This window comes from Mesoterricola sp. JemC181 (assembly GCF_055384585.1).
This window is the reverse complement of sequence record NZ_AP045076.1, coordinates 3,837,184-3,863,436: the sequence shown is the minus strand read 5'-3', so window position 1 is coordinate 3,863,436 and position 26,253 is coordinate 3,837,184. Positions and strand designations below refer to the sequence as shown.

Here is a 26,253-nt window from a genome sequence, read left to right as displayed (position 1 = left end):
ACAAGGAGCAACGATGTCCATCGCCCAAGCCCTTCTGCCTGAGTTCGAACACGAGATCGCCGGGGTGCGCCGCGTGCTCGAGCGTATTCCCGTGGAGCACCTGGAGTACCGTCCCCACCCGAAGTCCATGACCCTCGGCCAGCTGGCCAACCACCTGGCGACCATGCCCGGCTGGATCGTCAGCACCCTCTCCCGGACGGAGTTGGATTTCGCGTTGCCGGAAACCCGGGCGCTCATGCCCAAGCCGAGCACCACCATCGAGGGGCTGCTCACCACCCTCGATGCCGGCAGGGATGAGGCCTCCAAGGCCCTGGCCAAGGCCAGCGATGCCGATTTCCAGGTGATCTGGAGCGGGAAGGCCGACGGCAAGGTGCTCTTTTCCATGCCGCGAATCGCGGTGGTCCGAGGGTTCGTGCTGAACCACGCCATCCATCACCGGGCCCAGGCCACGGTCTACCTGCGGATGCTGGACGTGCCGGTGCCGTCCCTCTACGGCCCCACGGCCGACGAGGCCTGATCCCGAACCCGGGCAGGCGGGCTCAGAGCATCTCCAGGGCCCGCTTTCGCCGGGGGGCGGCAAACTGGGCGTCCAGCAGCGCCAGTTCGGCTTCCGTCAGCCGAAGGGCTTGCGCCGCCTTGTTTTCGCGCAAGTGCGCTTCCAGCGAAGCCTTCGGGATCGCAAGGGTGCCAGGGCGGCGCAGCACCCAGGCCAGCGCCACCTGCCAGGGGGTCAGGCCATGGTGCGCGGCGATTTCGGCCACCGCACCATCCCTGGCGATCCCCCCCTGTTCGAGGGGGCTGTAGGCCATCAACGGAACCCCATGGGCTTCCATCCATGGGAGCAGATCGAATTCCGGTCCCCGCCGGGTCAGGTTGTACAGGACCTGGTTGACCGCGCAGGCATCCCCGCCGGCCACGGAGAACAGGTCCTCCATGTCGCCCGTATCGAAGTTGCTGACGCCCCAATGGCGGATCTTTCCAGCCGCCTTCAGGGTTTCGAACCCGGCGACGGTTTCCGCCAGCGGCTCGTTCCCGGGCCAATGCAGCAGGTAGAGGTCGAGCCGGTCCGTGCGGAGCCGGCGCAGGCTCGCCTCGCAGGCGCGCACCACGCCCGTGCGGCTGGCGTTGTGGGGGTAGACCTTGCTGACCAGGAACACCCGATCCCGCATTCCGGCAAGCGCCTCGCCCAGGAACTGCTCCGTCCGTCCTTCCCCATACATTTCCGCGGTGTCGACGAGCGTCAGGCCCAGCTCGACGCCCAGCCTCACGGCTGCAATCTCCGTGGGGCGGCGGGCGGGGTCCTCCCCCATCCTCCAGGTTCCCATCCCCAGCGCGGGGACCTTCTCGCCATCCGGCAGGGTCACGGATTCCATGGACGCCTTCCTCCACCTGAATTCACGATCAGTCCCCCCGCAGCACGTCCATGGGCTTGGCCTGCAGGGCCCGGTAGCTCCCGGCAAGGCCCACCGCCGCGGTGAGCGCCGCGGCCAGCAGCACGAGCGGCATGGCGGTCCAGGGGTCCGGGGCCACGTCCAGTTGAAGCACCCGGGAGCTGTAGGCCCGTGCCAGCCACCAGGCCAGGAGTCCGGCGCTCACGGCCGCGCTGCCGCCCAGGATCAGGAACTCCCACGCAAGGCTCGCCAGCAGGGTGCCGTGGCTTGCCCCCAGGGTGCGCAGCAGGGCGAGGTCCCGCTGGCGGCCCAAGCGGCCGGCCAGGAGGCTCGCGGCCAGCACCAGCAGCGCGGAGGCGAGCATGAGACCCGACAAGGCGCGGGTCACCAGACCCACCAGGTCCAGGACTTTGCCCACCCGCTCGACGATCTCGCCCACATCGATGGTGCTGATGTTGGGAAAGCGCCGGGCCGCCTCGTTCTGGAGCGCGGCGCGGGCGGGGGCGCCGTCCACCTCGGCGGCCATGATCCACACGGCGGGGGCGCCCCGCAGGAGGGAGGGGTGGACCACGATGAAGAAATTAATCTGGAAGCTCTGCCACACCACGTGCCGCAGGCTGGTCACGCGGCCGCGCACCTCGGTGCCGGCCACGTCGAAGGCCAGTTCGTCCCCCAGCTTCGCGCCGATCTGCCTGGCGAAGCCCTCCTCCAGGCTCAGCTCATCCCGCGGGGCGGCCCCGGGGAGGGTGTCGTCCGGCCAGAAGGCGCCCTTCGTGACGGTCTCGGATTCCCGCAGGCGGGAGCGCCAGGTGAGGTTCTGCTCCCGGCGCTGCATGGAGCGGGCCTCGCCGCCGCCGTCCTCCACCGGGTGGCCGGCGATGGCGGTCAGGCGCGCTCGCACCATGGGCGCGTCCATGGGCTCGAAGCCGCTGGCGGAGCGGGCCAGGGCGCGCATGGCCTCCACCTGGTCCCGCTGCACGTCCACGAAGAAGAGGTTGGCCCGCTTGCCGTCCCCCTTCCGGCTGGCCAGGGGCCGCACCAGGTCGTCCTTCACGAACTGCGTGGCGAGGACGAGGAAGACCGATAGGCCGATGACGGACATGAGCAGCGAACCCAGGGCGGGCCGGGCCCCCATCTGGCCCAGGGCCAGCTTCAGGGGCAGCGGGAGGGTGGCGGCGCCCCGCCGGTAGAGGAACAGGAGAAGGCGGAAGGCGGCCAGAAGGACCCCGAAGAGGGCGGCCATCCCCGCCGCGGTGGCGAAGCCGACCCTCGGCGCAGGGGCGTTCAGCACGACCAGCCCGCAGGCCAGGATCCCGGCCCCCGCGCCGCAGACCCGGGCCAGGACCTGGCGGCCCTTGACCTCGGGCCCATCGCGCAGGAGGAGCAGGGGGCTCACGTTTCTCAGCCGGGCGAGAGTGGGGACCGTCACGAGGACCAGCATGAGGACCGCCGCCGCCGTCTCGGCCACGGGCAGGGCGGGCGCCTTGCCCTGGCGGATGGCCTGGGGGATCAGGTCGCCCAGGAGCCCCGGCAGCACCCGCGCCGCGGCGGACCCGGCCCCCAGGCCCAGCACCAGGGCCAGGGCCACCAGGACCGCGGCGATGAGCGCGAAGATGGCCGCGGGCGCCCCGGGCGGGGCCCCCAGGCACCTCAGGATGGCGGCGTCCTTCTCGCGCCCCTTGAGGTAGGCGGCGAGGATGGCCCAGGCGCCCAGGCAGGACAGGAGCAGGGTGAAGAGCCCCAGCTGCCGGATGAAGAGGTTGGTGTTGCGGATGGGCTGGGCCAGGGCGGTGGCCGCCTCCTCGTGGGTCTGGATCCGCAGGCCCCGGGGCAGGGCGGTGCGCAACCGCTCCGCGGCCCGGGCAGGGGAGGCCCCGGGTTCGAGGTTCAGGAGCAGGCGCGAGGAAAAGCGCGCCCGGGGCGAAAGCAGGCCCACCCGCCTGGCCGTGGCGGCCCCCAGGTAGAGCCTCGGCCCCAGGGCGAAGGCGGTGGCCTGGCGCGTGTCGTCCTGGCCCACGATGCCCTGGACCGGCACCACGCCGTCGCCCAGGCGCAGGCCGCGGCGCTGCTCCAGGAGCTGTTCCGCCGGCATCCCGGGCTCGGCAACGCGCAGGCCCCAGGCCTGGGCGAGGCCCGGGTCCACCAGGGCGCCCCAGGGTTCACCACCGTCCCGGGCCGGCTCCACCTGCAGGCGCCCGGCCAGCGGATAGCCGGCCTCGATGCTCCGGACTTCCACCAGCCGCGAGACCGTGTCCGCCGCCGGGCCCGTGGAGGTCATGGTCGGGAAGTCGCTCACCAGGCACCGGGCCCCCTTGACGGCCCTGGCCTGCTCCAGGGCCGCTTCGGGCATCGCGCCCCGGGCGGTGACCACCAGATCGGCGCCCAGCATCGCCCGGGATTCCGAGGCGATGCCCTCCAGCACCCGCCCCGAGAACCCGTACGTGGCGAAGAAGGCGGCGAAACCCGTGGCGATGCACAGGGCGATGAGCAGGAGCCGTCCCGCCTGGTTGCGGAGCTCCCGCAGGGCGCTGCGGAGCACGAAGCCGGTCAAGGCTCCACCGCCGGGCCGACCATGCGCCCCCGCTCCAGGATCATGCGCGTTCCCAGCCGCTCCGCGAGCCTCGGGTCGTGGGTCACCATCACCAGGGTGGTGCCCAGGTCACGGTGGAGTTCCATGATCAGCTCGAACACGTGGTCGGCGTTGCGGGGGTCCAGGGAGCCCGTGGGCTCGTCGCAGAGGAGGATGGGGGGCCGGGCGACCATGGCCCGGGCGATGGCCACCCGCTGGCACTCGCCGCCGCTGAGCTGGCCGGGCAGATGGCCCATCCGCTCCGCGAGGCCCACCCGGTCCAGGGCCTCCCGGGCACGGGCCAGCGGGGAGGGCAGGCCCGCGATCTCAGCGCCGATGCAGACGTTCTGCAGGGCGGAGAAGTGGGGCAGGAGGTGGAAGGCCTGGAACACGAAACCCAGGTTCCGGGCCCGGAAGGCGGACAGCTCCCGCTCCCCCAGGTCGTCAATTCGCTTGCCCGCCACCCGCACCTGCCCCGAGGTGGGCCGCTCCAGCCCGGCCAGGATGGCAAGAAGGGTGCTCTTCCCGCTGCCGCTGGGGCCCTGCACCGCGAGGGAGCCGCCTTCGGGAAGCCGGAAGTGGAGGTCCTCCAGGACGGTGAGCCGTTCCCCGCCCGGGGCCGTGAAGGTCTTGGTGAGGCCGGAGAGCTCGATCATCGATCAAGATTAACCGGTACAATCCCCTTCATGCGCTTCCTGCCCCATCTGGCCGTCCTCGCCTCCCTGATCCTCCCCCATCCGGTCCATGCCCAGCGGACCCTGGTCTTCCTCGGGGACAGCCTCACCGCGGGCCTGGGCCTGGACCGCTCCCAGGCCTTCCCGAGCCTGATCGAGGCCCGGCTTCGCAAGGCCGGCCTGGACTGGAAGGTGGTGAACGCCGGGGTGAGCGGGGACACGACCGCAGGGGCCAGGGCCCGCCTGGACTGGATCTACCGGAACAAGGTGGACCTCATGTTCGTGTGCATCGGCTCCAATGACGGCCTCCGGGGCCTGCCTCCCGCGGAGGTGGAGCGCAACCTCCGTGCCATCCTGGACCGGGCCCGCAGTTCAGGCACCCAGGTGGTGCTGGCCGGAGCCATGGTGCCGGACAACTACGGCCGCGCCTACCAGCAGGCCTTCGGCCGCATCTTCCCCCGCCTCGCCAAGGACTACCGCCTCCCCTTCCTCCCCTTCCTGCTCGAAGGGGTGGCCCTGCGTCCCGAGCTCAACCAGGAGGACGGCATCCACCCCAACCCAGCCGGGACCCGGAAGGTGGCCGACAGCGTGTGGAAGGTGCTCGAACCGCTGCTCAGGGCCTCGCAGCAAGCTTCCCGGTAAGATCCAGGAACGCCGCCAGGGCCTTCTGGACCTCGGCCGCCGTCCTGGGATCCAGCGGCACGCCGTCCGCGTCCAGGTTCCGGTCGGCCAGCGGCACCGTGATCCCCCCCGGCAGGGCGATGGCGCCCAGGTTGGCCAGGGTGGCGCGCCACTGCATCTGCGCCCGGGCTCCGCCGAAGGCGCCGGGGGAGGCCGACGCCAGGAGCACCGGAAGGCCGCGGAACGGGGTGGGGGTCATGGTGGAGACCCAGTCCACGGCGTTCTTGAGATGGGCCGGGATGCCCGCGTTGTATTCGGGCGAGACGATGACCAGGGCCTGGGAATCCGTCAGCAGGTTGTGCAGGGCCACGGCCTCGTGAGGGGGAGGGGCGTCGGCGTCATAGAGGGGGATGCGCAATTCGTGGCCGGAGGCGATGCGCACCTTGGGCCCCAGGGCCATGATGCTGCGGGCGAGGTGGCCCAGGAGCCTGAGGTTGAGGGATCCCTTCCGGAGACTTCCGCCCATGATCGCGATCTTCACGGCAACCTCCCGGGGACACCCGAGATTGTGACTAGAATCGGCCCGCCATGGAATGGGCGTATCCGGTAAGTTCCACGTAGGCGTCGCCGGCCTCGCGGCCCTGGGCGTCCAGCACCCGGCAGGCCCCTTCCCAGTAGGTGATCCGCGGGCCCTGGCGCGTGCGGAGCTCCTGGGCGGGCACCAGGGGCGCCAGGGTCCAGGTCTCGCCGAAGGCCTCCAGGCGCAGGGGGAGCGGATACTCCGCGCCGGATCCGGGGCTCCTCCAGGCGCCGCCCTGGAGGCGGAAGCTCCGGGTGGCGCGCCTGATCCGGCCCGCCGCGTCCACTTCCGACACCATGGACCAGGGATCCTGGGAACCGTCGGCGCGGCGCAGGCGGTACATCATGAGGCTGCGGCCGTCCCGCAGCTGGATCCCGGCCCAGTCCCAGCCCACCTGGCCGCGGGAGAGCTGGCTGGAGCTGAACTCGTGGTCCATCCAGGAGACCCCGTGGAGGGTCTCGGCCACGGGGCCCTTGAGGCTGCCCCGGGTCGCCAGGCGCGGGAAGGTGACGTAGTGGCTGGCCGCCGCGGGATCGTCCCCCTTGCGCACGATGCCGTTCTCGCCGAAGACCACCGGGGCCTCCGGGGCCTCCAGGTCCAGCTCCAGGTCCGCGTCCCCCACGGAGAAGGCGAGGCGGATGGCGGTCCCCTCCATGCGCGCCGTCCACGACGCGTTGCGCAGGTCCAGGCGGCCCGCGGCCGCGGAGGCGGGGATGCCCTCGCGGTTCAGGCGCTCGTCGAAGCGGAAGGTGCCCTTGGCCACGTCGGTGAGCGCGGCGTGGGCCAGATGGATCTGGTCCGTGCGCCAGGCCGCGCTGCCCCGCCAGGAGCCCGCGGGCAGGGCCTCCCGGAAGAAGGTGAGCTGGTAGCCGTAGCGCCTGGCGCCGTCGGCGCTCCAAAGGTGGCCCGTGAAGTACCACCATTCGGTGGCGAAGGCCGGGTGGGAGCCGTGGTCCCGGGGGAACTGGAAGACGCGGCCGGGGCGGGCCGGCTGGAAGGGCTGGGCGGCGAGAATGGAAGCGAGGAGCAGGGCTGCCAGTTTCACGAGGCGCCCTCCTCGGCCTGGCGGTCGGCGGGAAGCCTCGCGGCCCAGCGCGCCACCGGCACCAGCAGGGCGCCCGCGAAGAGGAGGCAGAGGCCCGAGAGCCCGCCCAGGAAGCCCCAGGGCAGGTGGTACGCCAGGGTCCAGCCGAAGGCCTGGGGGTTGAGCACCTGCACCAGGATCCGGGACAGGAGGAGCCCCAGGCCCAGGCCGCCCAGGCACCCCGCCAGGGCCACCCCGCAGCCCTCCCCCAGCAGCACCAGGGTGATGGCGGCATCCCCGCCGCCCAGGGCCCGCAGGGTCCAGATGTCGCCCCGGCGCGCCAGGGCCAGGCCGGCCAGGGACTGCACCAGGCCCGCCAGGGCCACCGCGAGCCCGATCACCTCCAGGGCGTACGTGATGGCGAAGGTCTGGTGGAAGATGCGCTCCACCTGGGTGCGCAGGGCGAGGTTGGAGCGGATCAGGAGGCCCGGGTGCGCCGCCGCCAGGCGCCGCGCGGCGTCCTCCGCCGGCACCCCCGGCCGCAGGTACAGCGCCAGGCTCGCGGCCCTGTCGTCGCCCACCCAGGCCAGGAAGACGGGGCGGTCCAGGATGAGGCTGCCCCGCTCGTTGCCGTAGTCGCCGTAGACGCCGCGCAGCGTCGCGGCGCGCCCGGGGGCGAGCTGCAGCACGTCCCCCACCCGCACCCCGAAGCGGCGCGAGAACGTCTCGCTGACCACGGCCCCGGGGTCGCCAAGGCCGTCGCGGTGGATGCGGGAGAGCACCTCGGCGCTGGTCCCGCCCTGGATCATGGGCAGGCGGCCCCGGGTGCCCAGCACCTGGAAGTCGCCTGTGGCCAGGCTGGTGATCTGGCCCCGGAACGTGAAGGGCACGGCCTGGTAGCGGTCGACGGCCGCGACGCCGGGATCGGCCTGGAGGGCGGCGGCCTCCTCCGGGGGGATGCGGTGGCGCGAGCCGGCGCCGCCGGAGCCCAGGGGCGCCACATAGATGTCGGCCCGGAGGCTGTCGCCGATCCACCCCTCCACGGTGGCCTCGAAGCTGCGCACCATCACCCCCATGCCCACGGTCATGCCCACGGCCACGGCGAGGGCCGCCGCGGCGAACCCGTGGCGGCCGGTGGGGTTGCCCAGGGGCCGCAGGGCAAGGCGCAGGCCCCAGGAGCGGGTGGCGCGCCCCGGAAGGCCGATGAGGGGCAGCAGGGCCACGGCCGCGAGGCTTCCGCCGAAGAGCACCAGGGCCGAGCCCAGGTAGGCGTGCCAGAGGGTGCCCTGGGCCAGCCTCGGCAGGAAGGCCACGGCGAGGCCTGCGCCCAGGATGCAGAGGCCCGCCAGGGCGAGGGGCTTCCAGCGCATGGGACGGGCGCCAGCCCCGCGCGCCAGGAGCTGCACCGGCGGCGTGGCCGCGGCGCGGCGCGCCGGGACCCACGCCGCCAGGAGGCAGGTGAGCGTCCCCAGCACGAAGGCCGCCGCCGTTTCAGGCGCGCCCAGGGCCGCGGAGCGGGCCGAGGCGGCGCCGTACAGCGCCTCCATGGTCCGCGCCACGAACCGCACCGCCCCCTGGGCCCCGGCCCAGCCCAGGCCGATGCCCAGGAGGCTGCCCAGGCCGCCCAGGATGGCCGCCTCGGCCAGGACGAACCCCAGGATGCGCCCCCGGGGGCAGCCCAGGGCCTGGAGGAGGGCCCAGGTCTCCCGGCGGCGGTTGACCGTGGCGTCGAAGGCCTGGAAGAGCAGGTAGGCCCCCACCGCCAGGGCGATGAGGGAGAGCACCGTGAGATTCAGGCGGAAGGCCCCGCTCATGGCCCGGGCACTGCTGGCGCGCTGCTCCGCGGCCTCCAGGGCCCAGCCCGGGGGCAGGGCCGCGGCGATGCGTTCGGCGGTGGCGCGCCGCCCCGGGAGGAGGCCCAGGTCCAGGCGGTCCAGTTGGCCCGGCCTATGCAGGAGGGCCTGGGCGGCGGGCAGGTCCATCACCAGCAGGTTGCGCTGCACCGGGGGCCGCTCCGGCACTTCGGGAATCCGCCCCGCCACGCGCAGCGTCACGGCCCGCCCGTCCACGAACCCCTCCAGCGCCTTCTCCGGGCCCAGGGCCGCCGACACCAGCACCGACGCGGGATCCAGGAGGCCGCCGTCGCCCCCCGCGCCTCCGCCGCCCAGGCCCACCAGGTCCGTGGCAAGTATCTGGAAGGTCTCCACGCCGCCTGGCCCGGTGCGGCAGAAGCTCCCCTCCAGCACCGGCCGGATCCACAGGTCGCTCCGCAGGGACTCCAGGCGCCTCAGATCGTTCTCGGCCAGGGGCCCGAAGGGGGCCTTCACGGTCCATTCGGCGCCGGTGCCCACGCCCTGGGCGAAGCCTTCGAAGCTGGCCACCGCGGCGCGGTTGGCGAGGCGGATGGCCAGGAACACCGAGACCCCCAGCGACACGGCCAGCACCGCCAGGAAGGCCCGGCCCGCCTCCAGGCGCAGGGGGCGCCACACGAGGCGGGCGTGGAGGCCGTTCACGTCGCGGGGTCCACGATGCGGCCGTCCTTCATGCGGACGACGCGGTGGCACATGGAGGCCGCGGCGTCGGAGTGGGTCACCATGACCAGGGCCGCCCCCTCCCGTTCCGTGAGCGCCGCCAGGAGGTCCAGCACCCGCTCCCCGCTGGCGCTGTCCAGGTTCCCGGTGGGTTCGTCGGCCAGCAGGAGCGCGGGCCTCGCGGCCAGCGCCCGGGCCACGGCCACCCGCTGCATCTCCCCGCCCGACATCTCCCGGGGCCAGGCCGAGGCCCGGTCCCCCAGGCCCACGGCCTCCATGAGTTCGGCCACGCGGGCTTCCAGGGCGGGCCGGGCCCAGCCCAGGAGCTGGAGGGGCAGTTCGACGTTCTCCCGGGCCGTGAGGGTGGGCACCAGGTGGAAGAACTGGAAGACCGTGCCCAGGCACTCCCGGCGGAGCCGCGCCAGCCGCGCCGGGGCGGCAGCGGCGAGGTCCTCGCCCCGGAAGAGGGTGCGGCCCTCGTCGGGGCGGTCCAGGCCGCCCAGGAGGTTCAGGAGGGTGGTCTTGCCGCAGCCGGAGGGGCCCAGCAGGGCCACGCGCTCACCCTTCTCCACGGCCAGGTCCAGGTCCTTGAGCACCCAGCGCGCGTCGTACCGCTTGCCGACCCCCACGGCCTCCAGGAGCGGCATCCTACGGCGCCGCCTTGTAGGTGAGGGCGTAAACCACGGGCTTGGGCAGCTTGGCGCTGGTCACCGTGACCGTCAGCGTCATCGCGTGGGTGGCGGGGTCCAGGTGGAAGACGTTGGTGCGCTCCCCGTCCTCGGCCTTGTACCGCTGCACCAGATCGTCCTTGTCGGCGCGGGCGGAAATGAGGAACTCGTCGCCGTCCTCGCGCTTCCAGGGCACCGCGGCGCCGTTGGCGGGCATGCGCTGGGGGGCGCGCACGTCGTAGGTGATGACGAACTCCCCGGGGGTGCGCTCGAGGCGGATGGCCTGGTAGACGGGGTTGGTCTTCTTGAGGCGGGACCTGGCGATGGGCCGGGTCACGAAGTTCATGGGGGCGGTGGCGGCCTCGATGACGGCGGGGACGTCCGGGGCGCTGGCCAGGGTCCAGTGGCCCAGGGGGGCCTGGGCCGCGAGGGGGAGGGCGAGGAGGAAAGGCAGGGCTTTCACGGGTGGGCCTCCGGTGGTCAGCTTTCCACCATACACGCCTTGCGCCGGGAGGATAATGGGGTTGCGGAGGTCCCATGCCGATCTCATTCAATCTCAACGGAAAGAAGGTCTCCGTGGACGCCGCCGGATCCCGGATGCTGGCCTACGTGCTGCGCGGCGACCTGGGGCTCACCGGGACCAAGGTGGGCTGCGGCGCGGGCATCTGCGGCGCGTGCACGGTGCTGGTGGACGGCGAGGCGGTGCGGTCCTGCTCCACGCCCCTGGAGGCCGTGGCGGGCAGGGAGGTGACCACCATCGAGGGCCTGGAGCGCTCCGGCGCCCTCCACGCCGTGCAGGAGGCCTTCCTGGCCCACACCGCCTTCCAGTGCGGGTTCTGCACCCCTGGCATGATCCTCAACGCCTGCGCCCTGCTCCGGAAGAACCCCAGGCCGACCCGCGAACAGATCGCCCAGGCCATGGAGGGCAACCTGTGCCGCTGCGGGACCCACGGGAGGATCCTGGACGCCGTCCAGGACGCCGCGAAGGGAGGTGCGCGATGAAGCGCCGGGACTTCCTCAGGACGGCGGGGGCCGCCGGGATCTTCGTGTCGTTCCCGGTCTTCGGTCAGGAGCCGGAGAAGATCCCCGCCAAGCTTCCGGGCTATCCCTCGGACTTCAACGCCTACCTCCGGATCGGCCCGGACGGGCGCGTGGGCTGCTTCGTGGGCAAGGTCGAGATGGGGCAGGGCAACATGACCAGCCTGGCCCAGCTGGCCGCGGAGGAGCTGGACGTCCCCGTGGACCGCGTGGACATGACCATGGGCGACACGGACCTCTGCCCCTGGGACATCGGGACCTTCGGATCGCTGAGCATCTGGCAGTTCGGGCCCGTGCTGCGCGCGGCGGCGGCCGAGGCCCGGGCCGTGCTGGTGCAGCTGGCCTCGGAGCGACTGGGCGAACCCGCGGAGCGGCTTCATGTGGAGGACGGCGTGGTGTCGGTGGCGGGCTACCCCTCCCGGAAGGCCACGTACGGCCAGCTGGTGGAGGGCAGGAAGATCGAGCGCCACGTGCAGGGCGCCCCGGTCAAGCCGGCCTCCGCGTTCAAGGTCGTGGGCAAGGACGCAAAGCGCCTCGACGGTCTCCGGAAGGTGACGGGCGCGGCCAAGTACGCCGCGGACTTCGCGCTGCCGGGAATGCTCCACGCCTGCGTCCTCCGGCCTCCCGCGCACGGAGCGAAGCTGGCCTCGGCGGACACCTCCGCGGCCGAAAGGCTGCCCGGAGTCCGGGTGATCCGGGACGGGGACCTGGTGGCGGTGCTCCACGCCCACCCCGACCTGGCCCGGGAGGCCCTCGGCCTCGTGAAGGCGAGGTACCTTCCCTCGCCCTCCACCCTGGACGACGCCAACATCTACGACCATCTGTCCAAGGCCGCGCCGGCCCCCAAGGGCGTGGGCGCCAAGGGCTCCCTGGAGGCCGGGGAGGCCGCCGCGACCCGGAAGCTCGAGGCCGTCTACCGCCACGCCTACGGCGCCCACGCGGCCATCGAGCCCCATGCCGCCGTGGCGAAGTGGGAGGGGGGCCGCCTGACGGTGTGGGCCTCGACCCAGGCCCCCTTCATCGTGAAGTCGCAGGTGGCCCAGGCCCTGGGCCTGGCGGCCCGGGACGTGCACATCGCCGCCCCCTTCGTGGGCGGCGGCTTCGGCGGCAAGACCGAGGGCCCCCAGGCCGTGGAGGCCGCGCGCCTGGCCCGGGCCGCGGGCTGCCCCGTGCAGGTGGCCTGGGACCGCAGGGAGGAGTTCTTCCTGGACACCTTCCGCCCCGCCGCCGTGGTGACGGTGCGTTCCGGCCTGGACAAGGCCGGGCGCATCCCCTTCTGGGACCACCTCGTCGTCGGCGCCGGGGACGGGGAATCCCCCACCTTCTATGACATCCCCCACCAGCGGGTCCGCGCCGCGGGCAGCTGGTACGGGGGCAACCCCGCGGGGCTCCACCCCTTCGCCGTCGGGGCCTGGCGCGCGCCCGCCTCCAACACCAACGTCTTCGCCCGGGAGTCCCACATGGACGCCCTGGCCGCCCTGGCCAAGGCCGATCCGGTGGAGTTCCGGCTGAGGCACATCAAGGACCCGCGCATCGCCGCCGCCCTCAAGGCGGCCGCGGAGGCCTTCGGCTGGAAGACGGCCCCCGCCCCGAGCGGCCGGGGCTTCGGCGTGGCCTGCGCCATCCACCGCAACACCGTGGTGGCCGCCATGGCCGAGGTGGCCGTGGACCGGAAGACCGGGGCCGTGACCGTCAGGCGGGTGACCGTGGCCCAGGACATGGGCGTGGTGGTGAACCCCACCGGGGCGCGCCAGCAGGTGGAGGGCTGCGTGACCATGGGCCTGGGCTACGCCCTCCACGAGGAGGTGCGTTTCCGCAACGGGGAGGTGCTGGACGTGAACCTCGACACCTACCACGTGCCCCGCTTCTCCGACGTGCCCCCCGTGGAGACGGTGCTCATCCCCAACCCGCGGCTGGTCGCCCAGGGCGGGGGCGAGCCGGCCATCATCGTCATGGGCGCGCTCATCGCCAACGCCGTCCACGACGCCACCGGCGTTCGCCTCCGGCAGCTGCCCATGACCCCGGAGCGGGTGAGGAAGGCGCTAGGATAGGTCCGGAGAAACCCCATGCGAACCTCCCAGACGCTCTGCGCGGCCTTCGCCGCCGCGGTCCTTTCGGCCCAGGCGGCACCGACCCCGGCGGCTCCCGCGGCCCCGCCCACCCTGGCGGAGACCCGCAGGGCCATGGGCATCCCCTCCTCCGGAGACCTGCGCGGCCAGCAGGATGCCGTGGGCTTCGCCTCCCGGGCCGACCAGATGGCCAAGGTGTGGGAGCTTTCGGCCACCCCTCCGGCGCCCGAGCTCCTGGGCCCCAGGCCCGCCCCCGGCGTGGCGGGGGTCATCTGCCCTCACGACGACTACCTGTACGCGGGCCGGGTCTACCGGGAAGTCCTGCCGCTGGTGAAGGCCCGCACCGTGGTGCTGGTCGGCGTGTTCCACAAGTACCGGCGCTACGGCGCTACGGACGTCATGGCCATCGACCCCTACCGGGCCTGGCGTTCCCCCGACGGGGAGATCCGCGTGTCCCCCCTGCGGGACGAGGTGGTGGCGGCCCTCCCCCCCGGCGACGTCGCGCGGGACGCCGCCTGGTCCGACAGCGAGCACTCCCTGGAAGCCATCGCCTACTGGCTCAGGCACCAGGACCCCGCCGTGGAGATCCTTCCCGTGATCCTTCCCTCGGCCTCCTTCGGGCGGCTGGAGGCCATGGCCGGCGAATTCGGGCGGGCCCTGGCCGCGGGCATGAAAAAGCGCGGCTGGATCCTGGGCAGGGATGTGGCCGTCGTCATCTCCTCGGACGGCATCCACTACGGCGCCGACTTCCGCTACACCCCCTACGGCGAGGGCGGCGCCGGCCCCTTCCAGAAGGCCATGGACCGCGACCGGCAGCTCCTGCGGGGCCCCCTGGCGGGGCCCGTCAGCGCCGCCAAGGCCCGGGATTTCTTCGAGGCGATGGTGGACCCGGCCCGTCCCGACACCTACCGGATGCCCTGGTGCGGGCGGTTCTCGGTGCCGTTCGGGCTGATGGCCCTGGAGGCCGCGTCCTGCGGGCTGGGCCTCGGGGTCCCCGCGGGGATGCCCGTCGCCTTCGGCGCCTCGGTGGACGCGCCCGAGCTGCCCGTGAAGGCCCTGGGCATGGGAGCGACGGCGCCGGCGAACCTCTACCACTTCGTAAGCTATCCGGCCGTAGCGTATGTGAACGATTGACCGCTTTGCCGGAATTTCTTCCGGCCCATCCTGACCGCCGGCGGAGCCAAAGGCGGATATGATCACTTCACTTCCCCCCCCGCCCCAGCAATTCCCGAGACCCGTGGACCATGGACCCCCTCCAGCCGCCAGACGTCCCATCCCAGGTTCCGCCGCCTTCCGGCGCCGGGCCGGAGCTGCCCCGGGACGCACTCCTGGATTCCCTCCGCGAGAGCGAGTTCTTCTTCAGGGAGTCCCAGCGGGCCGCCAAGATCGGGTCCTACAAGATGGACATCCAGAAGGGCACATGGCTGTCCTCGGAAGTGCTGGATTCGATCTTCGGGATCGGCCCGGACTACCCCCGGACCGTCGAGGGTTGGCTGGAAATCGTGCACCCCGCCGACAAGGAGATTATGAACCGCCACCTGGCGGAGGACGTGATCGGCCAGCGACAGCCCTTCTCCAGGGAGTACCGGGTGATCCGGAAGAGCGACGGGGAGGTGCGCTGGCTCAACGGCCTGGGCGAGGTGACCTTCGCCGCGGACGGCACGCCCCTCACGATGATCGGGACCATCCAGGACGTCACGGAACGCAGGCTCGCCGAGGAGGCGCTGGCCGAGGCTCACGAGTTCAACGAGCAGATCATCCGCAGCACGCAGGAGGGGATCATCGTCTACGGCCTCGACCTGGCCTACCAGGTCTTCAACCCGTTCATGGAACGGATCTCCGGCGTGCCCGCGGCCGAGGTCATCGGCAGGCACCCCTGGGAGGTGTTCCCCTGGCTGGAGGAAGCGGGGGTGCTCCCGAGGCTGGAGGCGGCCCTGCGGGGCGAATCCGTGGACGCGGTGGAGTTCCCCTACCGCACGGCCGCGGGATCCGGGTGGGCCTCGGACAGCAGCAGCGCCCTCCGGAACGCCCAGGGAAGGATCATCGGGGTGATCGGCATGGTCCGCGACATCACCGAGGCCCGGCGCGCCGAGGAAGAACGGCGGACCCTGAACGCCCAGCTGCAGCACGCCCAGAAGATGGAGAGCCTGGGCAGCCTGGCGGGCGGCGTGGCCCACGATCTCAACAACGTGCTGGGCGCCATCCTGGGCATGGCCACGGCCCACCTGGAGCTGCAGCCCCCGGACTCCCCGGCCCACCGGGCCTTCGCGACCATCACCAAGGCCGCCCAGCGGGGGGGGAAGACCCTCAAGAGCCTCCTCAACTTCGCGCGCCAGAATCCCGCCGAGGAGCGCGAACTGGACCTGAACGCCCTCCTGCGGGAGGAGGTCCATCTCCTCGAGCGCACCACCCTGGCCCGGGTGCGGCTTGAACTGGAACTGGAGGCGGGCCTGCCTGCGATCATGGGCGACCCCGGCGCCCTGACCCACGTCTTCATGAACCTCTGCGTGAACGCGGTGGACGCCATGCCGGAGGGGGGCACCCTCACCCTCCGCACCCGGCGGGAGGGGGCGGGCTGGGTCCAGGCCTCGGTGGAGGATTCGGGCTGCGGCATGCCCCCGGACGTTCTGGAACGGGCCATGGATCCCTTCTTCACCACCAAGGCCCTGGGCAAGGGCACCGGGCTCGGGCTCTCCATGGTCTACAGCACCATAAAGGCCCACCAGGGGCGCATGGAGATCCGGAGCGAGCCGGGCCGCGGCACGTGGGTGGGCCTGTGGTTCCCCGTGCGCAGCGGCGAGGCGCGGACCCAGGACGTTCCGGCTTCGCTCCCCAAGGCCCCCGGCCGGGCCCTGAGCGTGCTCGTGGTGGACGACGACGAGCTGATCCGGGAGACGCTGCAGGCGGTCCTGGAAGCGCTGGGGCACAGCCCGACCCTGGCCTTCCGGGGGGAGGAGGCCCTGGCGATGCTGGAAGCCGGGTTCAGGCCGGATGCGGTGATCCTGGACGTGAACATGCCCGGCCTGGGCGGGAAGGGCACCCTCCCGGCCCTGCGCGCCCTGTGCCCCGGCCTGCCGGTGCTGCTGGCCACGGGGCGGGCCGATCAGGCCTCCCTGGACCTGGCCAAGGCGCACGCCGGGGTCGCCATGCTGCCCAAGCCCTTCGGCAAGCGGGAGCTGCAGGAGCTCCTGGTGAAGGTCACAAGCTAGCCAGCGTCGCCTCCATGGCCCTCCGCAGGGCCGCGGGGGGTTCGGCCTGGAACGGGTGCGTGGAGCCGAAGGTATGGTCGGCGCCCTCCACGACCACCAGGCGCGCCCCGGCCTTCTCGAGGCGGCGGGCATGGGCCAGGGGCACGGCGGGGTCTGCGCTGCCGTGGATGGCCGTGGCCCTGCCGCCTCCGGCCACGAAGCGCGCCAGGGCGGCCTCCACGTCCAGCTCCTTCCGGTGGGCCTCCCAGTCCTCCAGGAGGGCCGCCCCCAGGCGCATGACCTGGCCGGTGCGGGCGTTGCGCGCCTCCACGAAGCCGTCCCGGCGCCAGGCCTCCTCCTGGCCGCGGAACCCGTGGAGGTCCTCCAGCCCCGCCAGGGACGCCCAGGTCACGACGCTGGACACCCCCTCCGAGGCGAGCAGCGCGATGGCGCCGCCGCGGCTGTGGCCCAGGAGGGAGACGCGCTCCGTGCCGGGGAGGTCCCCGGCGGCGCGGACCGCCGCGCGCAGCTCCCCCACCTCCCGGGTGAAGGTGTTGGCCTGGAAGCGCTCCAGCTCGGTGAAGGCCTGGGGATCCCCGCCGATGCCGTTGTGGCTGAAATTGAACCGGAGGCACGAGACGCCTGCCTTGGCGAAACGTTCCGCCACCCAGGGCCAGCAGCCCCAGTCCATGAACCCCTTGAAGCCGTGCGCGAGGACCACCACGTGGCCCGGGGCCGCTGCGCGGGTGAGCGCGGCCGTCAGTCGAAAATCCACGCCAGGAAATGTAAATGATTCTATTTTCATGTGGTTCCCCTTGGCTGCATTGACCCCGGGGCGAACCTGCCCCATGCTCTGATCATCCCACCCGCAGGCCCGCCATGTCCCACCTGACCCTCAAGGAAAGCTACACGACCCTCTCGGAACGTCTCAACCGGTTCCCCCAGGGCGCTCCCCCGGGGGACCTGCTCTTCCGGATCCTGGAGGTGCTCTTCACGCCGGAGGAGGCCGGACTGGTGGCGCTCCTGCCCATCAGGCCCTTCACGGCCGAGGCCGCGGGGAAGGTGTGGAAGAAGCCGGTCCTGGAAGCGAGGAAGACCCTGGAGGCGCTGGCCTCGCGGGGCATGCTCCTGGACATGGAGATCCGGGGGGAGCAGCTGTTCGTGCTGCCTCCGCCCATGGCGGGCTTTTTCGAGTTCTCCATGATGCGGGTGGGCAACGGCTACGACCAGAAGCTCCTGGCGGAGCTCTTCCACCAGTACCTGAACGTGGAGGAGGACTTCGTCAAGGCCCTCTTCGCGGGCGGGGAGACCCAGCTGGGGCGGGTCTTCGTGAACGAGAGGGCCCTGCCGGACCGCCAGCTGCAGGTTCTCGACTACGAGAGGGCCGGCGAGGTGATCCGCACCGCCACCCACATGGGCGTGGGCACCTGCTACTGCCGGCACAAGATGGAGCACCTCGGCAGGGCGTGCAAGGCGCCCATGGACATCTGCATGACCTTCAGCACCACGGCCCAGAGCCTCATCAAGCACGGCATCGCGCGCAGGGTGGACGCGAGCGAGGGCCTGGACCTCCTGGACCAGGCCCGGGACCACAACCTGGTTCAGTTCGGCGAGAACGTCCGGGAGCGGGTGGCCTTCATCTGCAACTGCTGCGGCTGCTGCTGCGAGGCGATGCTCGCGGCCAAGCGGTTCGCCAACCTCAACCCGGTGGCCACCACCAACTTCCTGCCCCGGGTGGCCCAGGAGGCCTGCGACGGGTGCGGCAAGTGCGTGGCGGCGTGCCCGGTGGAGGCCATGGGCCTGGTGTCCGCGGGCGACCCCGCGAGGCCCCGGCGCATGAAGGCGCGCCTGGACGCGGACCTGTGCCTGGGGTGCGGGGTCTGCGTGCGCACCTGCGCCAAGGGCTCCCTGGTGCTCGAGCCCCGCGCGGCCCGGGTGATCACGCCGGTCACCACGGCCCACCGCGCCGTGCTCATGGCCATCGAACGGGGCAAACTTCAGAATCTCATCTTCGACAACCAGGCCCATTGGAACCATCGCGCCATGGCTGCCATCCTGGGGGTGATCCTGAGGCTGCCGCCCATCAGGCAGGTCATGGCCAGCCGGCAGATGAAGTCCAGGTACCTCGACCGCCTCCTGGCGACCGGCACGCCCGTCCACAGGGAACATTGAGAGGTGAAGAACATGAAGACTCCCACGACCCTGGCCGCGCTCCTGCTCCTCGCGGGCTGCGCCACCGTCTCCACGCCGAGGTACGAGCCGGTGCAGGCTCCCGCCCCGGTGCCCCAGGCCGTGCCGCCCCAGGCCGGGAAGGTGCTGCGCCGGAAGATCGCCGTGGCGCGTTTCACCAACGAGACCCGGTACGGGAAATCGCTCCTGGTCGACCAGAACGATGATCCCCTGGGCAAGCAGGCTTCGGACATGGTCTCCAACCGCCTCATCGCCTCCGGCCAGTTCCTGGTCTTCGAGCGGCCCGACCTGCAGAAGGTCCGCAAGGAGCAGCACCTCTCCGGCCAGGAGAACCTGGTGGGCGTGGACACCCTCCTGGTGGGGGCCGTCACGGAATTCGGGCGGAGCGACTCGGGCAAGGTGGGTTTCCTGAGCGCGACCCGGAACCAGGTGGCCCGGGCCAAGGTGGAAGTCCGGCTCCTGGACGTGCGCACCGGCCAGGCCTTCTTCACCGCCACGGGCACGGGGGAGGCCAACACCGAGACCGGCAGCATCGCCGGCTACGGCAGCAGGGCGGACTACGACGCGACGCTCAACGACCGCGCCATAGGCGCCGCGGTGTCCGACCTGATGAACACCATCGTCAGGAGCCTCGGGGACCGTCCCTGGACCAGCGACATCCTGAAGGTGGAAGGCTCCCGGGCCTACGTATCAGGGGGCGAGCGCCAGGGCCTCAAGGTGGGCGACTCGCTCGCCGTGATGCTCCAGGGACCCAAGGTCAAGAGCCAGCAGACCGGCTTCGAGATCACCCTCCCCGGCACCCGCGTGGCGGGCCTCAAGGTGGTCTCCCTGTTCGGGGACTCCGAGGCCAGCGAAGGCGCCGTCTGCGAAGTGGTGGACGGCTCCATCCCGGCTGCCGGCACCCTGTACGTCACCGACGCCAAGGAGACCCGCAAATGAGAACCGCCGCCCTGGCCCTGCCCCTGCTCCTGCTCTGCTGCGCCGACCCGGTCACCGTCACCCGCGCCGTGGACGACCGCCCCAGGATCCTCCTCCAGGGCGCGCCCAAGGGGGCGGTCCTGTTCCTGGACGGCAGGCCCATGGGCAGCGCCGAAGCCTATGCCGGCGACCCCGGCGTGCTCCGGGTGGAACCCGGCACGCACGTGATCGAAGTCAGGCTCGGTGACGACCTGCTGATGTCCGAGAAGGTGTTCCTGGGCGGCGGGGAGCAGAGGACCCTGGTCGTCAGATGAGGAAATGGCCGCCCCTGGCCCTGGCGCTCGCGCTGGGCTGCGCCGTCCCCGCCACCCGCCCCGGCTTCGATTGGGGCGGGTACGAGGACCATCTCCACCGGCTCATGGGGAATCCCGGCGGCCTGGAGGCGTACGGGGCCTCCCTGCGCAGGACGATCGAACGGAATCCCGACGGGACCCGGGTGCCCCCGGGCATCTACGCCGAGTACGGCTACATCCTCCTCCTGTCCGGCAGGAAGGCGGAGGCCGCGGAGTACTTCACGAAGGAGAAGACCCGGTGGCCGGAAGCGACCCTGCTCATGGACCGCATGATCCGCGCCTGCGCCCCGCCTCCGGCGGAACCCACGAAGGATCCGTCATGAAGCGGCTCGCCACCCTCCTTCCCCTCCTGGCCCTCCTCGCGGGATGCGTGCCGCCCGCCGCCGCCCCCGTCAAGGACTACACAAGGCTGCGCGGGGAGGACCCCGCGTCCATCCTCGTGGTGCCGGTGGTCAACCGCAGCGTGGACGTCACGGCCGCCGACCTCTTCCTTTCGACGCTCACCGTGCCCCTGGCCAGCCGCGGCTACTACGTCTTTCCGGTCTACCTGGTCAAGCGGCTCATGGAGGACGACGGCCTCGGCGACGCGGGCATGGTCCACCGGGCGGATCCCCGGAGGCTGGGCGAGCTCTTCGGGGCCGATGCCGTCCTCTACGTGACCATCAACAAGTGGGATGCGAAGTACGCCGTGCTCGCCACCAGCGTCGAAGTGGACTTCGACTATGTCCTCCGGAGCGGAAGAACCGGCGAGGAGCTCTGGAAGACCCACCAGGCCTGGACCTACGTCCCCAGCCACAACTCCAGCGGCAATGCCGTTGCGGACCTGGTCGCCATGGCCGTCACCGCCTCGCTCACCAAGGCCGCCCCCGACTTCATGCCCCTGGCCCGCACCGCGAACCAGAAGGCCTTCCGGACGCTGCACCAGGGCCTGCCCGCGGGGCCCCATTCCCCGCGGCACGGCAACGACAAGGGGGAATACTAGATGACGTTCTTCGATCTGGCCAAGGCCGTGGGGGCGCTGGTCATGCCCGCGGGGCTCCTCTGGGTTTTCACCCTTGGCGTCGCGTACCTCCTCCTGCGCCGGAGGCAGTGGCTCGCGGGGATCCTGGTCCTGTTCGTGTGGATCCTGTACGCCGTCGCGGGCAATTTCTACGTGGGGACGGCCCTCATGGCGGGCCTGGAGCGCACCGTCCCCCTCCTGGAGACCGGCCGCCTCGACCCCTTCGACGCCGTGTGCGTGCTGGGCGGCGGCACGGAACTGGATCCCGCGGGCCGGCCCATCCTGGGCGAGGCGGGGGACCGGATCGTCACCGCCGCGCGCCTGTGGCACGCAGGGAAGGCCCATCTCCTCGTGGCCAGCGGCGCCGGCCTGGACGTGATGACCGGAGCCCGCGACCTGGGGCAGGAGACCCGCGCCATCTGGCTGGACCTGGGCGTTCCCGACGGGGCCATCGTGACGGTGCCGGAGCCCTGCCTGAACACGCGCGAGGAGATCGCCGCCTACCGGAGGCTCCAGGACGCCAGACACTGGAAGCGCCTGGCCCTCGTCAGCTCCGCCAGCCATCTGCCCAGGGCCCTGCGCCTGGCGGAGAAGGCCGGGCTCGCCTTCACCCCCGTGGGGGCCGACTGGCACGGCAGGCGCCACCCCTTCCAGCCCCAGCGGCTGGTGCCCACGGGGGAGGGGTTCCATCTGGTCTCGCGCGCGACCTGGGAGTACCTGGGCCGGCGGCTGGGCAAATAGTCACGCCAGCACGGCCACCGTCTCCGGACCCTGCAGGGCCTGGCCCACCTCCACGCAAACCTCGGCCACCGTGCCCGCCCGGGGCGCGGTGATCTCGAACTGCATCTTCATGGACTCCAGGACGAACATCAGCTGGCCCTGCTCCACCTCGTCCCCCCGGGCCACGAGGCACTCCAGGATCCTCCCGGCCATGGGGGCGTTCACGCCGCCTCCCGCCGCGGCCTGGACGCGGGGCCGGGCCAGATCCGCGGAGGGGTCCTCCAGCACCAGGGTCTCCCCGAAGACGGCCACGGCCATGCCGGCGCCCTCCAGGCGGCAGGCGCGGAAGGGCAGGGCGGGATCGGTCTCGCCCGCGGCGGCCAGGGCCCGGGCCAGCCCGGGGCCCCGCTCCCCGGGGGCCACGGGGCCGTCCAGCATCCGGCGCAGGGCGGGCCCGCGCAGGGTGAAGAGGACGGGGCCGCCCTCCAGATGGAAGACCTCCTTCTCCTGGGCGCCGCCGGTGCGCAGCTCGGGGCAGCCGGCCTGGGCCTTGAACCGCGCGGCGGGGCCCGGGGCGGCCGCGCCCGCGCCGCGGAAGGCCATGGACAGGGCCTCCCGGAACGCCGTGGAGCGGAAGAACGCGAGACACGCCGCGGGCAGGAGGGGCGCGTTGAGGTCCGCCAGGTGCTCCTGGATCCAGCCCGTGGATTCCCGCCCCGCCAGGAAGTCCCCGGAACGGGCCACGGCCTGCAGGAAGGGGAGGTTGGTGGTGCACCCCAGGACGGTGAAGTCCTCCAGGGCCGCGGCGAGGCGCGCCACGGCCGAGGCCCGGTCCGGCCCCCACGCCACGAGCTTGGCGATCATGGAGTCGAACCCCGCGTCCACGCGCCCGCCCTGGGTCACGCCCGAATCCACGCGGACGCCCGGGCCCGAGGGCTCCACGTAGACCCTGAGGGGGCCGGGGGTGGGCAGGAACCCGTTGCGCGGGTCCTCTGCGAGCACCCGCGCCTCCAGGGCCACGCCGGCGGGCGCGGGCACCGCGAACACGGCGGGATCGCCCAGGGTCGCGGGCCAGCCGCCCATGGCCAGGTCCAGCTGGGCGAGCACCAGGTCCACGCCGTAGGCCAGTTCGGTGACCGGGTGCTCCACCTGGAGGCGCGTGTTCATCTCGAGGAAGTGGAAGGCGCCCGCCTCGTCCAGGAGGAATTCCACGGTGCCCGCGCCGCGGTAGGCGGTATGCCGCACCAGGGCCAGGGCGGCCCGGCCCATGGCCTCCCGGAGGGCGGGATCCGCCACGGAGCTGGGGGCCTCCTCGAGCACCTTCTGGTGGCGCCGCTGCAGGGAGCACTCCCGCTCCCCCAGGAAGACCCCGCCGCCCCGGCCGTCGCCGAACACCTGGATCTCCAGGTGCCGGGGGGACCGGAGCAGGCGCTCAACGAAGACGGTGCCGTCCCCGAAGCTCGCCAGGGCCTCCCTGGAGGCCCGGAGCACCGCGTCGGGAAGGCCCGCGGGCTCCTCCACCACACGCATGCCGCGCCCGCCGCCGCCGCCGCTGGCCTTGACCAGGTACGGCGCCAGGATGCCGCGCCCGGCGAGGGCGTCCTGCCAGGCCGCGGGGGGGAGGGCGGCCAGCTCCCCGGAGAGGAGGGCCTCCAGCACCGGCACGGAGCAGGCCCTGGCGACGGCCTTGGCGGACTCCTTGCCGCCCAGGGCGAGCATGTTCTCGGGAGTGGGCCCCACGAAGCCGATGCCGGCCTCCTCCACGGCCCGCGCGAAACCGGCGTTCTCGGACAGGTAGCCGTAGCCGGGATGCAGGAGCCGGGCCCTCCAGCGCAGGGCGGCCTCGACGATGGCGGCCCCGTCGAGGAAGCTGTCCACCTCCAGTACCGCGTCCGCCTCCCGGCGCACGGGACTGCCGGCGTCGCCGGGGGTGGACACCACGGCCACCTCGAAGCCCCGGGCGCGGCCCGCGCGCAGGATGCGGCGGGCGATCTCCCCCCGGTTGGCGATGACGAGGCGCATCAGGGCCTCCACGGTGGAGGGGCCTTGCGGAAGTAGGCCTGCAGGCCCTCCTGGCCCTCGGCGGACATGCGCGCCGCGGCGATGGTGTGCGCGGTGAATTCGAACAGCTCGGGGTCCGGCAGCGGCGCGATGCGGCGCAGCAGCTCCTTCGTGGCCCGGGCCGCCCGGGGCCCGGCGGCCAGGAACTCCCGGAGGACGCGCGTCAGGGCCTCTTCGTGGGACTCGGAGGGGTCGATGAGGCGCTGCGCCAGGCCCGCCTCCAGGGCCTCGGCGCCGCGGATGCGGCGCCCCGTGAGCATCAGGGGGGCGGCGGCGGCGATGCCCAGCTTGCGCACGACGAAGGGCCCGATCACCGACGGCACCAGCCCCAGCATCACCTCGGACGTGGCGAAGACGGCCGCGGGCTCGGCCAGGACGAAATCGCTGCACGCGGCCAGGCCCAGGCCCCCGCCGATGGCCGCCCCGCGCACGCAGCACGCCACGGGCGCGGGAAAGGAGGCCAGGCGCGTGAACATCCGCCCCAGCTCCCTGGCGTTCTCCAGGTTAAGCTCCTGGGCGGCCGCGCCCTGCTCCTTCATGTAGGCCAGATCGGCCCCGGAGCAGAACACCGAGCCCTCCCCTTCCAGCAGGAGGAGACGCATGCGCGCCGGGTCCTGGATCGAGGCCAGCTCGGCCATGGCCAGGGACAGCTCCCGGATCATGGCCGCGTCGAAGGCGTTGCACACTTCGGGCCGCGTCAGCACCAGCCGCATGACCCCGTGGGCCAGGGCCTCCACCCGCAGGGTCCGGCCCTGGAAGGCGTCGCCCTCCCTGGGGAAGGCGGAGAGGGGGATCACGGCCGGCTCCCTTCGGGCACGATCTCGCCGGGACAGGGACGGTTCTCCGGGGCGATGGTGGCCAGGAGCGCGGCGGGCACCTCCACTTCGCACCGGAGCAGGGCCTGGGCGAGGGTCTTGCCCTGGGCGTCCAGGTGGAGGCTGACGGTGCCGCCTCCGCCCAGGGTCTCCTCCAGCAGGAAGTTGAGGGCCCAGAGCCGCGGAACCGGGTGGCGCTCCACCCGCCCGCGGCAGTGGCCCTTGAACCAGGCCTGCACCTTCTCGGCCGTGATGTGGTCCCGGAGCCAGGCGTAGCACGGGCCGGAGCGGCCGATGAGGCCGATGTTGGCGGTATCGCCCTTGTCGCCGCTGCGGGCGTGGGCGATGCGCATGAGCGGCACGCGCACCTGCGCGCCGGCGCCGGGGGCCAGGGTCCAGGGGTCGGTGGCGTCGAAGGGGGTGGTGCCCTCGCCTTCGCTCTCGGGCCAGGGCAGGGGCCCCGAGGACCAGGACGCCCGGCCCTCCTCCAGGATCCGCGCCTCCGGGAGAACGAGCCCGCGGGGCACCAGGGCCGGCCAGTAGCTCACGACTTCGGAAACGGCCGGGGCCCCGCCGGTGACCGCCACCCCGGGCGGGCCGGACAGGATCATGGCGGGCAGGAGCTTGCGGAAGGCCTGCAGGTCCCCGGCGCTCGCGGACCGGGCCGAGAGGCGCAGGAGGATCTCCTGGGCCCGGTGGCGGGGCGTGAGCGAACGGTGGGCGGAGTCGTCGCCCACGAACTCCGTGCAGGTGTGCTCCAGGGGGGCCTCCAGCTCGGCGGCGCACCGCTTCCAGAAGACCGAGGCCAGCAGTTCGGCCTTGGCGCGGGCGTCGGGGCCGGAGACGATGAGGGCGCCCTGGGACTTCCAGCCGTCGGCATAGGCGATGCTCACCTTCAGGAGGTCCGTGGGGGGCCGGCCCTGCACGCGCTCCACGCGGACCCGGTCGGGCCCGTCCTCGCGCAGGTCCACCGTGGAGAAGTCGGCGACGACGTCCGGCGTGAGGTAGGTGCGGGGGTGGCCCATCTCGTAGAGGAGCTGCTCCCGCACGGTCTGGCAGGTGACGAGGCCGCCGGTGCCGGGGTGCTTGGTGACGGTGAAGGCGCCGTCCCTGCGGCACTCCACGATGGGGTAGCCGATGTCGACGAAGGAGGGGACCTTCTTCCAGTCGGTGAAGTTGCCGCCCGTGGCCTGGGCGCCGCACTCGATGATGTGGCCGGCCACGATGCCGCTGGCCAGGAGGTCATAGTCCCCCGGGCCCCAGCCGAATTCGTGCATGAGGGGCGCCAGGGTGATGCCGGTGTCGGTGACCCGGCCGCAGATGACGACGTGGGGTTCCCTCGCCAGGGCCGCGGCCACGGGCATGGCGCCGAAATAGGCGTTGGCGGCCAGGATCCGGTCCGCCACCGGGGCCAGGGGCTGCCCGGTCTCCATGTGCCGCAGCTCCACCCCCGAGGCCAGGAGCTCCCCGATGCGGGGAGCGATGTCGTCCCCGTCCACCACGGCGATGCGCAGCTTGAGCCCCCGGGCCCGGGCCGCGGCGGCCAGGGCCTGGGCGCAGGCGGAGGGGTTGACGCCTCCGGCGTTGGTGATGACCCGGATGCCCTTGGCCAGGATCTCCTCCAGGAGCGGGTCGATCTGGGTGACGAAGTCCCGGGCGTAGCCCAGGAAGGGGTCCTTGGCCATCTGCTTGCGCAGGATGCTCATGGTCACTTCGGCCAGGTAGTCGATGGAGATGTAGTGGAGGTCGAGGCCGCCCCGCACCTGCCGGCGCAGGGCCCAGGGGTCGTCCCCCCAGTAGCCCCCGGCGTTGGCGATGCGGATGATCTTCCGGTCGGTCATGG

24 protein-coding genes are annotated in these 26,253 nt (G+C 72.6%); 12 read left to right on the top strand and 12 right to left on the bottom strand.

Features of this window, described 5'->3' with window-relative positions:
* Positions 1-13: 13 nt before the first annotated feature.
* Positions 14-517 carry a DinB family protein gene (locus ACZ5MC_RS17070; protein WP_464516333.1) on the top strand — a complete coding sequence of 168 codons (504 nt, stop codon included), beginning with the start codon at positions 14-16 and terminating at the stop codon, positions 515-517.
* A gap of 22 nt (positions 518-539) precedes the next feature.
* Here the strand turns inward: ACZ5MC_RS17070 and ACZ5MC_RS17065 are convergent, their stop codons facing one another.
* From ACZ5MC_RS17065 to ACZ5MC_RS17055, 3 genes are read right to left on the bottom strand one after another with little or no spacing between them, the layout of a single operon-like run.
* Positions 540-1,373 (bottom strand): aldo/keto reductase, encoded by an 834-nt coding sequence (locus ACZ5MC_RS17065; protein ID WP_464516332.1) that lies wholly within the window; start codon positions 1,371-1,373, stop codon positions 540-542.
* A 28-nt stretch (positions 1,374-1,401) separates the two neighbouring features.
* Complete coding sequence (locus ACZ5MC_RS17060; RefSeq protein ID WP_464516331.1) at positions 1,402-3,942, bottom strand: ABC transporter permease; 2,541 nt, start codon at positions 3,940-3,942, stop codon at positions 1,402-1,404.
* Positions 3,939-4,616: an ABC transporter ATP-binding protein gene (locus ACZ5MC_RS17055; RefSeq protein WP_306601677.1), complete on the bottom strand. Its 678-nt coding sequence runs from the start codon at positions 4,614-4,616 to the stop codon at positions 3,939-3,941. Before ACZ5MC_RS17055 ends, ACZ5MC_RS17060 begins: the two co-directional genes overlap by 4 nt.
* A 30-nt stretch (positions 4,617-4,646) precedes the next feature.
* On the opposite strand from ACZ5MC_RS17055, the gene ACZ5MC_RS17050 reads away from it, so the two are divergent.
* Positions 4,647-5,276, top strand: a complete 630-nt coding sequence (locus ACZ5MC_RS17050) for an arylesterase (protein WP_306601676.1) — start codon at positions 4,647-4,649, stop codon at positions 5,274-5,276.
* Here the strand turns inward: ACZ5MC_RS17050 and ACZ5MC_RS17045 are convergent.
* The 5 genes from ACZ5MC_RS17045 to ACZ5MC_RS17025 are packed head-to-tail and all read right to left on the bottom strand — an operon-like array spanning position 5,248 to position 10,521.
* A complete protein-coding gene (locus ACZ5MC_RS17045; protein ID WP_464516330.1) occupies positions 5,248-5,796 on the bottom strand; it encodes an NADPH-dependent FMN reductase in 549 nt (182 codons plus the stop codon). The genes ACZ5MC_RS17050 and ACZ5MC_RS17045 overlap by 29 nt on opposite strands.
* Positions 5,797-5,827: 31 nt before the next feature.
* Positions 5,828-6,880: a lipocalin-like domain-containing protein gene (locus ACZ5MC_RS17040; protein WP_464516329.1), complete on the bottom strand. Its 1,053-nt coding sequence runs from the start codon at positions 6,878-6,880 to the stop codon at positions 5,828-5,830.
* Positions 6,877-9,372 carry an FtsX-like permease family protein gene (locus ACZ5MC_RS17035; RefSeq protein ID WP_464516328.1) on the bottom strand — a complete coding sequence of 832 codons (2,496 nt, stop codon included), beginning with the start codon at positions 9,370-9,372 and terminating at the stop codon, positions 6,877-6,879. The genes ACZ5MC_RS17040 and ACZ5MC_RS17035 overlap by 4 nt, the downstream gene beginning before the upstream one ends.
* Positions 9,369-10,037, bottom strand: a complete 669-nt coding sequence (locus tag ACZ5MC_RS17030; RefSeq protein WP_306601672.1) for an ABC transporter ATP-binding protein — start codon at positions 10,035-10,037, stop codon at positions 9,369-9,371. Before ACZ5MC_RS17030 ends, ACZ5MC_RS17035 begins: the two co-directional genes overlap by 4 nt.
* Position 10,038: 1 nt before the next feature.
* Entirely contained in the window at positions 10,039-10,521 is a 483-nt protein-coding gene (locus ACZ5MC_RS17025; RefSeq protein ID WP_464516327.1) for a hypothetical protein, read from the bottom strand.
* Between the two features lie 74 nt (positions 10,522-10,595).
* Here ACZ5MC_RS17025 and ACZ5MC_RS17020 point away from each other — a divergent pair, with 74 nt between their 5' ends.
* The 4 genes from ACZ5MC_RS17020 to ACZ5MC_RS17005 all read left to right on the top strand — a co-directional run bounded on the left by ACZ5MC_RS17020 (position 10,596) and on the right by ACZ5MC_RS17005 (position 16,374).
* Positions 10,596-11,060 (top strand): (2Fe-2S)-binding protein, encoded by a 465-nt coding sequence (locus ACZ5MC_RS17020; protein WP_464516326.1) that lies wholly within the window; start codon positions 10,596-10,598, stop codon positions 11,058-11,060.
* On the top strand, positions 11,057-13,147 hold the full coding sequence (locus tag ACZ5MC_RS17015) for a xanthine dehydrogenase family protein molybdopterin-binding subunit (RefSeq protein WP_464516325.1): 2,091 nt from the start codon (positions 11,057-11,059) through the stop codon (positions 13,145-13,147). The genes ACZ5MC_RS17020 and ACZ5MC_RS17015 overlap by 4 nt, the downstream gene beginning before the upstream one ends.
* Before the next feature lie 15 nt (positions 13,148-13,162).
* Positions 13,163-14,299 (top strand): AmmeMemoRadiSam system protein B, encoded by a 1,137-nt coding sequence (gene amrB / locus ACZ5MC_RS17010; RefSeq protein ID WP_306601668.1) that lies wholly within the window; start codon positions 13,163-13,165, stop codon positions 14,297-14,299.
* Positions 14,300-14,409: 110 nt separating this feature from the next.
* Positions 14,410-16,374 (top strand): PAS domain-containing hybrid sensor histidine kinase/response regulator, encoded by a 1,965-nt coding sequence (locus ACZ5MC_RS17005; protein ID WP_306601667.1) that lies wholly within the window; start codon positions 14,410-14,412, stop codon positions 16,372-16,374.
* Here the strand turns inward: ACZ5MC_RS17005 and ACZ5MC_RS17000 are convergent.
* Positions 16,364-17,128 carry an alpha/beta hydrolase family protein gene (locus tag ACZ5MC_RS17000; RefSeq protein ID WP_306601666.1) on the bottom strand — a complete coding sequence of 255 codons (765 nt, stop codon included), beginning with the start codon at positions 17,126-17,128 and terminating at the stop codon, positions 16,364-16,366. The genes ACZ5MC_RS17005 and ACZ5MC_RS17000 overlap by 11 nt on opposite strands.
* A 104-nt stretch (positions 17,129-17,232) precedes the next feature.
* Between ACZ5MC_RS17000 and ACZ5MC_RS16995 the strand changes: the two genes are divergently transcribed.
* Genes ACZ5MC_RS16995 through ACZ5MC_RS16970 form a run of 6 tightly spaced genes read left to right on the top strand, consistent with a single transcriptional unit; the run spans position 17,233 to position 21,555 of the window.
* Positions 17,233-18,525: a 4Fe-4S dicluster domain-containing protein gene (locus ACZ5MC_RS16995; RefSeq protein WP_306601665.1), complete on the top strand. Its 1,293-nt coding sequence runs from the start codon at positions 17,233-17,235 to the stop codon at positions 18,523-18,525.
* Positions 18,526-18,537: 12 nt separating this feature from the next.
* A complete protein-coding gene (locus ACZ5MC_RS16990; protein ID WP_306601664.1) occupies positions 18,538-19,482 on the top strand; it encodes a CsgG/HfaB family protein in 945 nt (314 codons plus the stop codon).
* On the top strand, positions 19,479-19,775 hold the full coding sequence (locus ACZ5MC_RS16985; RefSeq protein WP_306601663.1) for a hypothetical protein: 297 nt from the start codon (positions 19,479-19,481) through the stop codon (positions 19,773-19,775). The genes ACZ5MC_RS16990 and ACZ5MC_RS16985 overlap by 4 nt, the downstream gene beginning before the upstream one ends.
* Positions 19,772-20,137 (top strand): DUF4810 domain-containing protein, encoded by a 366-nt coding sequence (locus ACZ5MC_RS16980; protein ID WP_306601662.1) that lies wholly within the window; start codon positions 19,772-19,774, stop codon positions 20,135-20,137. Before ACZ5MC_RS16985 ends, ACZ5MC_RS16980 begins: the two co-directional genes overlap by 4 nt.
* Positions 20,134-20,796 carry a DUF799 domain-containing protein gene (locus tag ACZ5MC_RS16975; protein ID WP_306601661.1) on the top strand — a complete coding sequence of 221 codons (663 nt, stop codon included), beginning with the start codon at positions 20,134-20,136 and terminating at the stop codon, positions 20,794-20,796. Before ACZ5MC_RS16980 ends, ACZ5MC_RS16975 begins: the two co-directional genes overlap by 4 nt.
* The gene (locus tag ACZ5MC_RS16970) at positions 20,797-21,555 is read left to right on the top strand and encodes a YdcF family protein (RefSeq protein ID WP_306601660.1); all 759 of its coding nucleotides are present in this window, start codon (positions 20,797-20,799) and stop codon (positions 21,553-21,555) included.
* Here the strand turns inward: ACZ5MC_RS16970 and ACZ5MC_RS16965 are convergent, their stop codons facing one another.
* The 3 genes from ACZ5MC_RS16965 to ACZ5MC_RS16955 are packed head-to-tail and all read right to left on the bottom strand — an operon-like array spanning position 21,556 to position 26,251.
* Complete coding sequence (locus ACZ5MC_RS16965; RefSeq protein WP_464516324.1) at positions 21,556-23,556, bottom strand: ATP-binding protein; 2,001 nt, start codon at positions 23,554-23,556, stop codon at positions 21,556-21,558.
* Positions 23,556-24,392, bottom strand: a complete 837-nt coding sequence (locus ACZ5MC_RS16960; RefSeq protein ID WP_306601658.1) for an enoyl-CoA hydratase-related protein — start codon at positions 24,390-24,392, stop codon at positions 23,556-23,558. Before ACZ5MC_RS16960 ends, ACZ5MC_RS16965 begins: the two co-directional genes overlap by 1 nt.
* A complete protein-coding gene (locus ACZ5MC_RS16955; RefSeq protein ID WP_306601657.1) occupies positions 24,389-26,251 on the bottom strand; it encodes an acyclic terpene utilization AtuA family protein in 1,863 nt (620 codons plus the stop codon). Before ACZ5MC_RS16955 ends, ACZ5MC_RS16960 begins: the two co-directional genes overlap by 4 nt.
* Positions 26,252-26,253 lie beyond the last annotated feature (2 nt).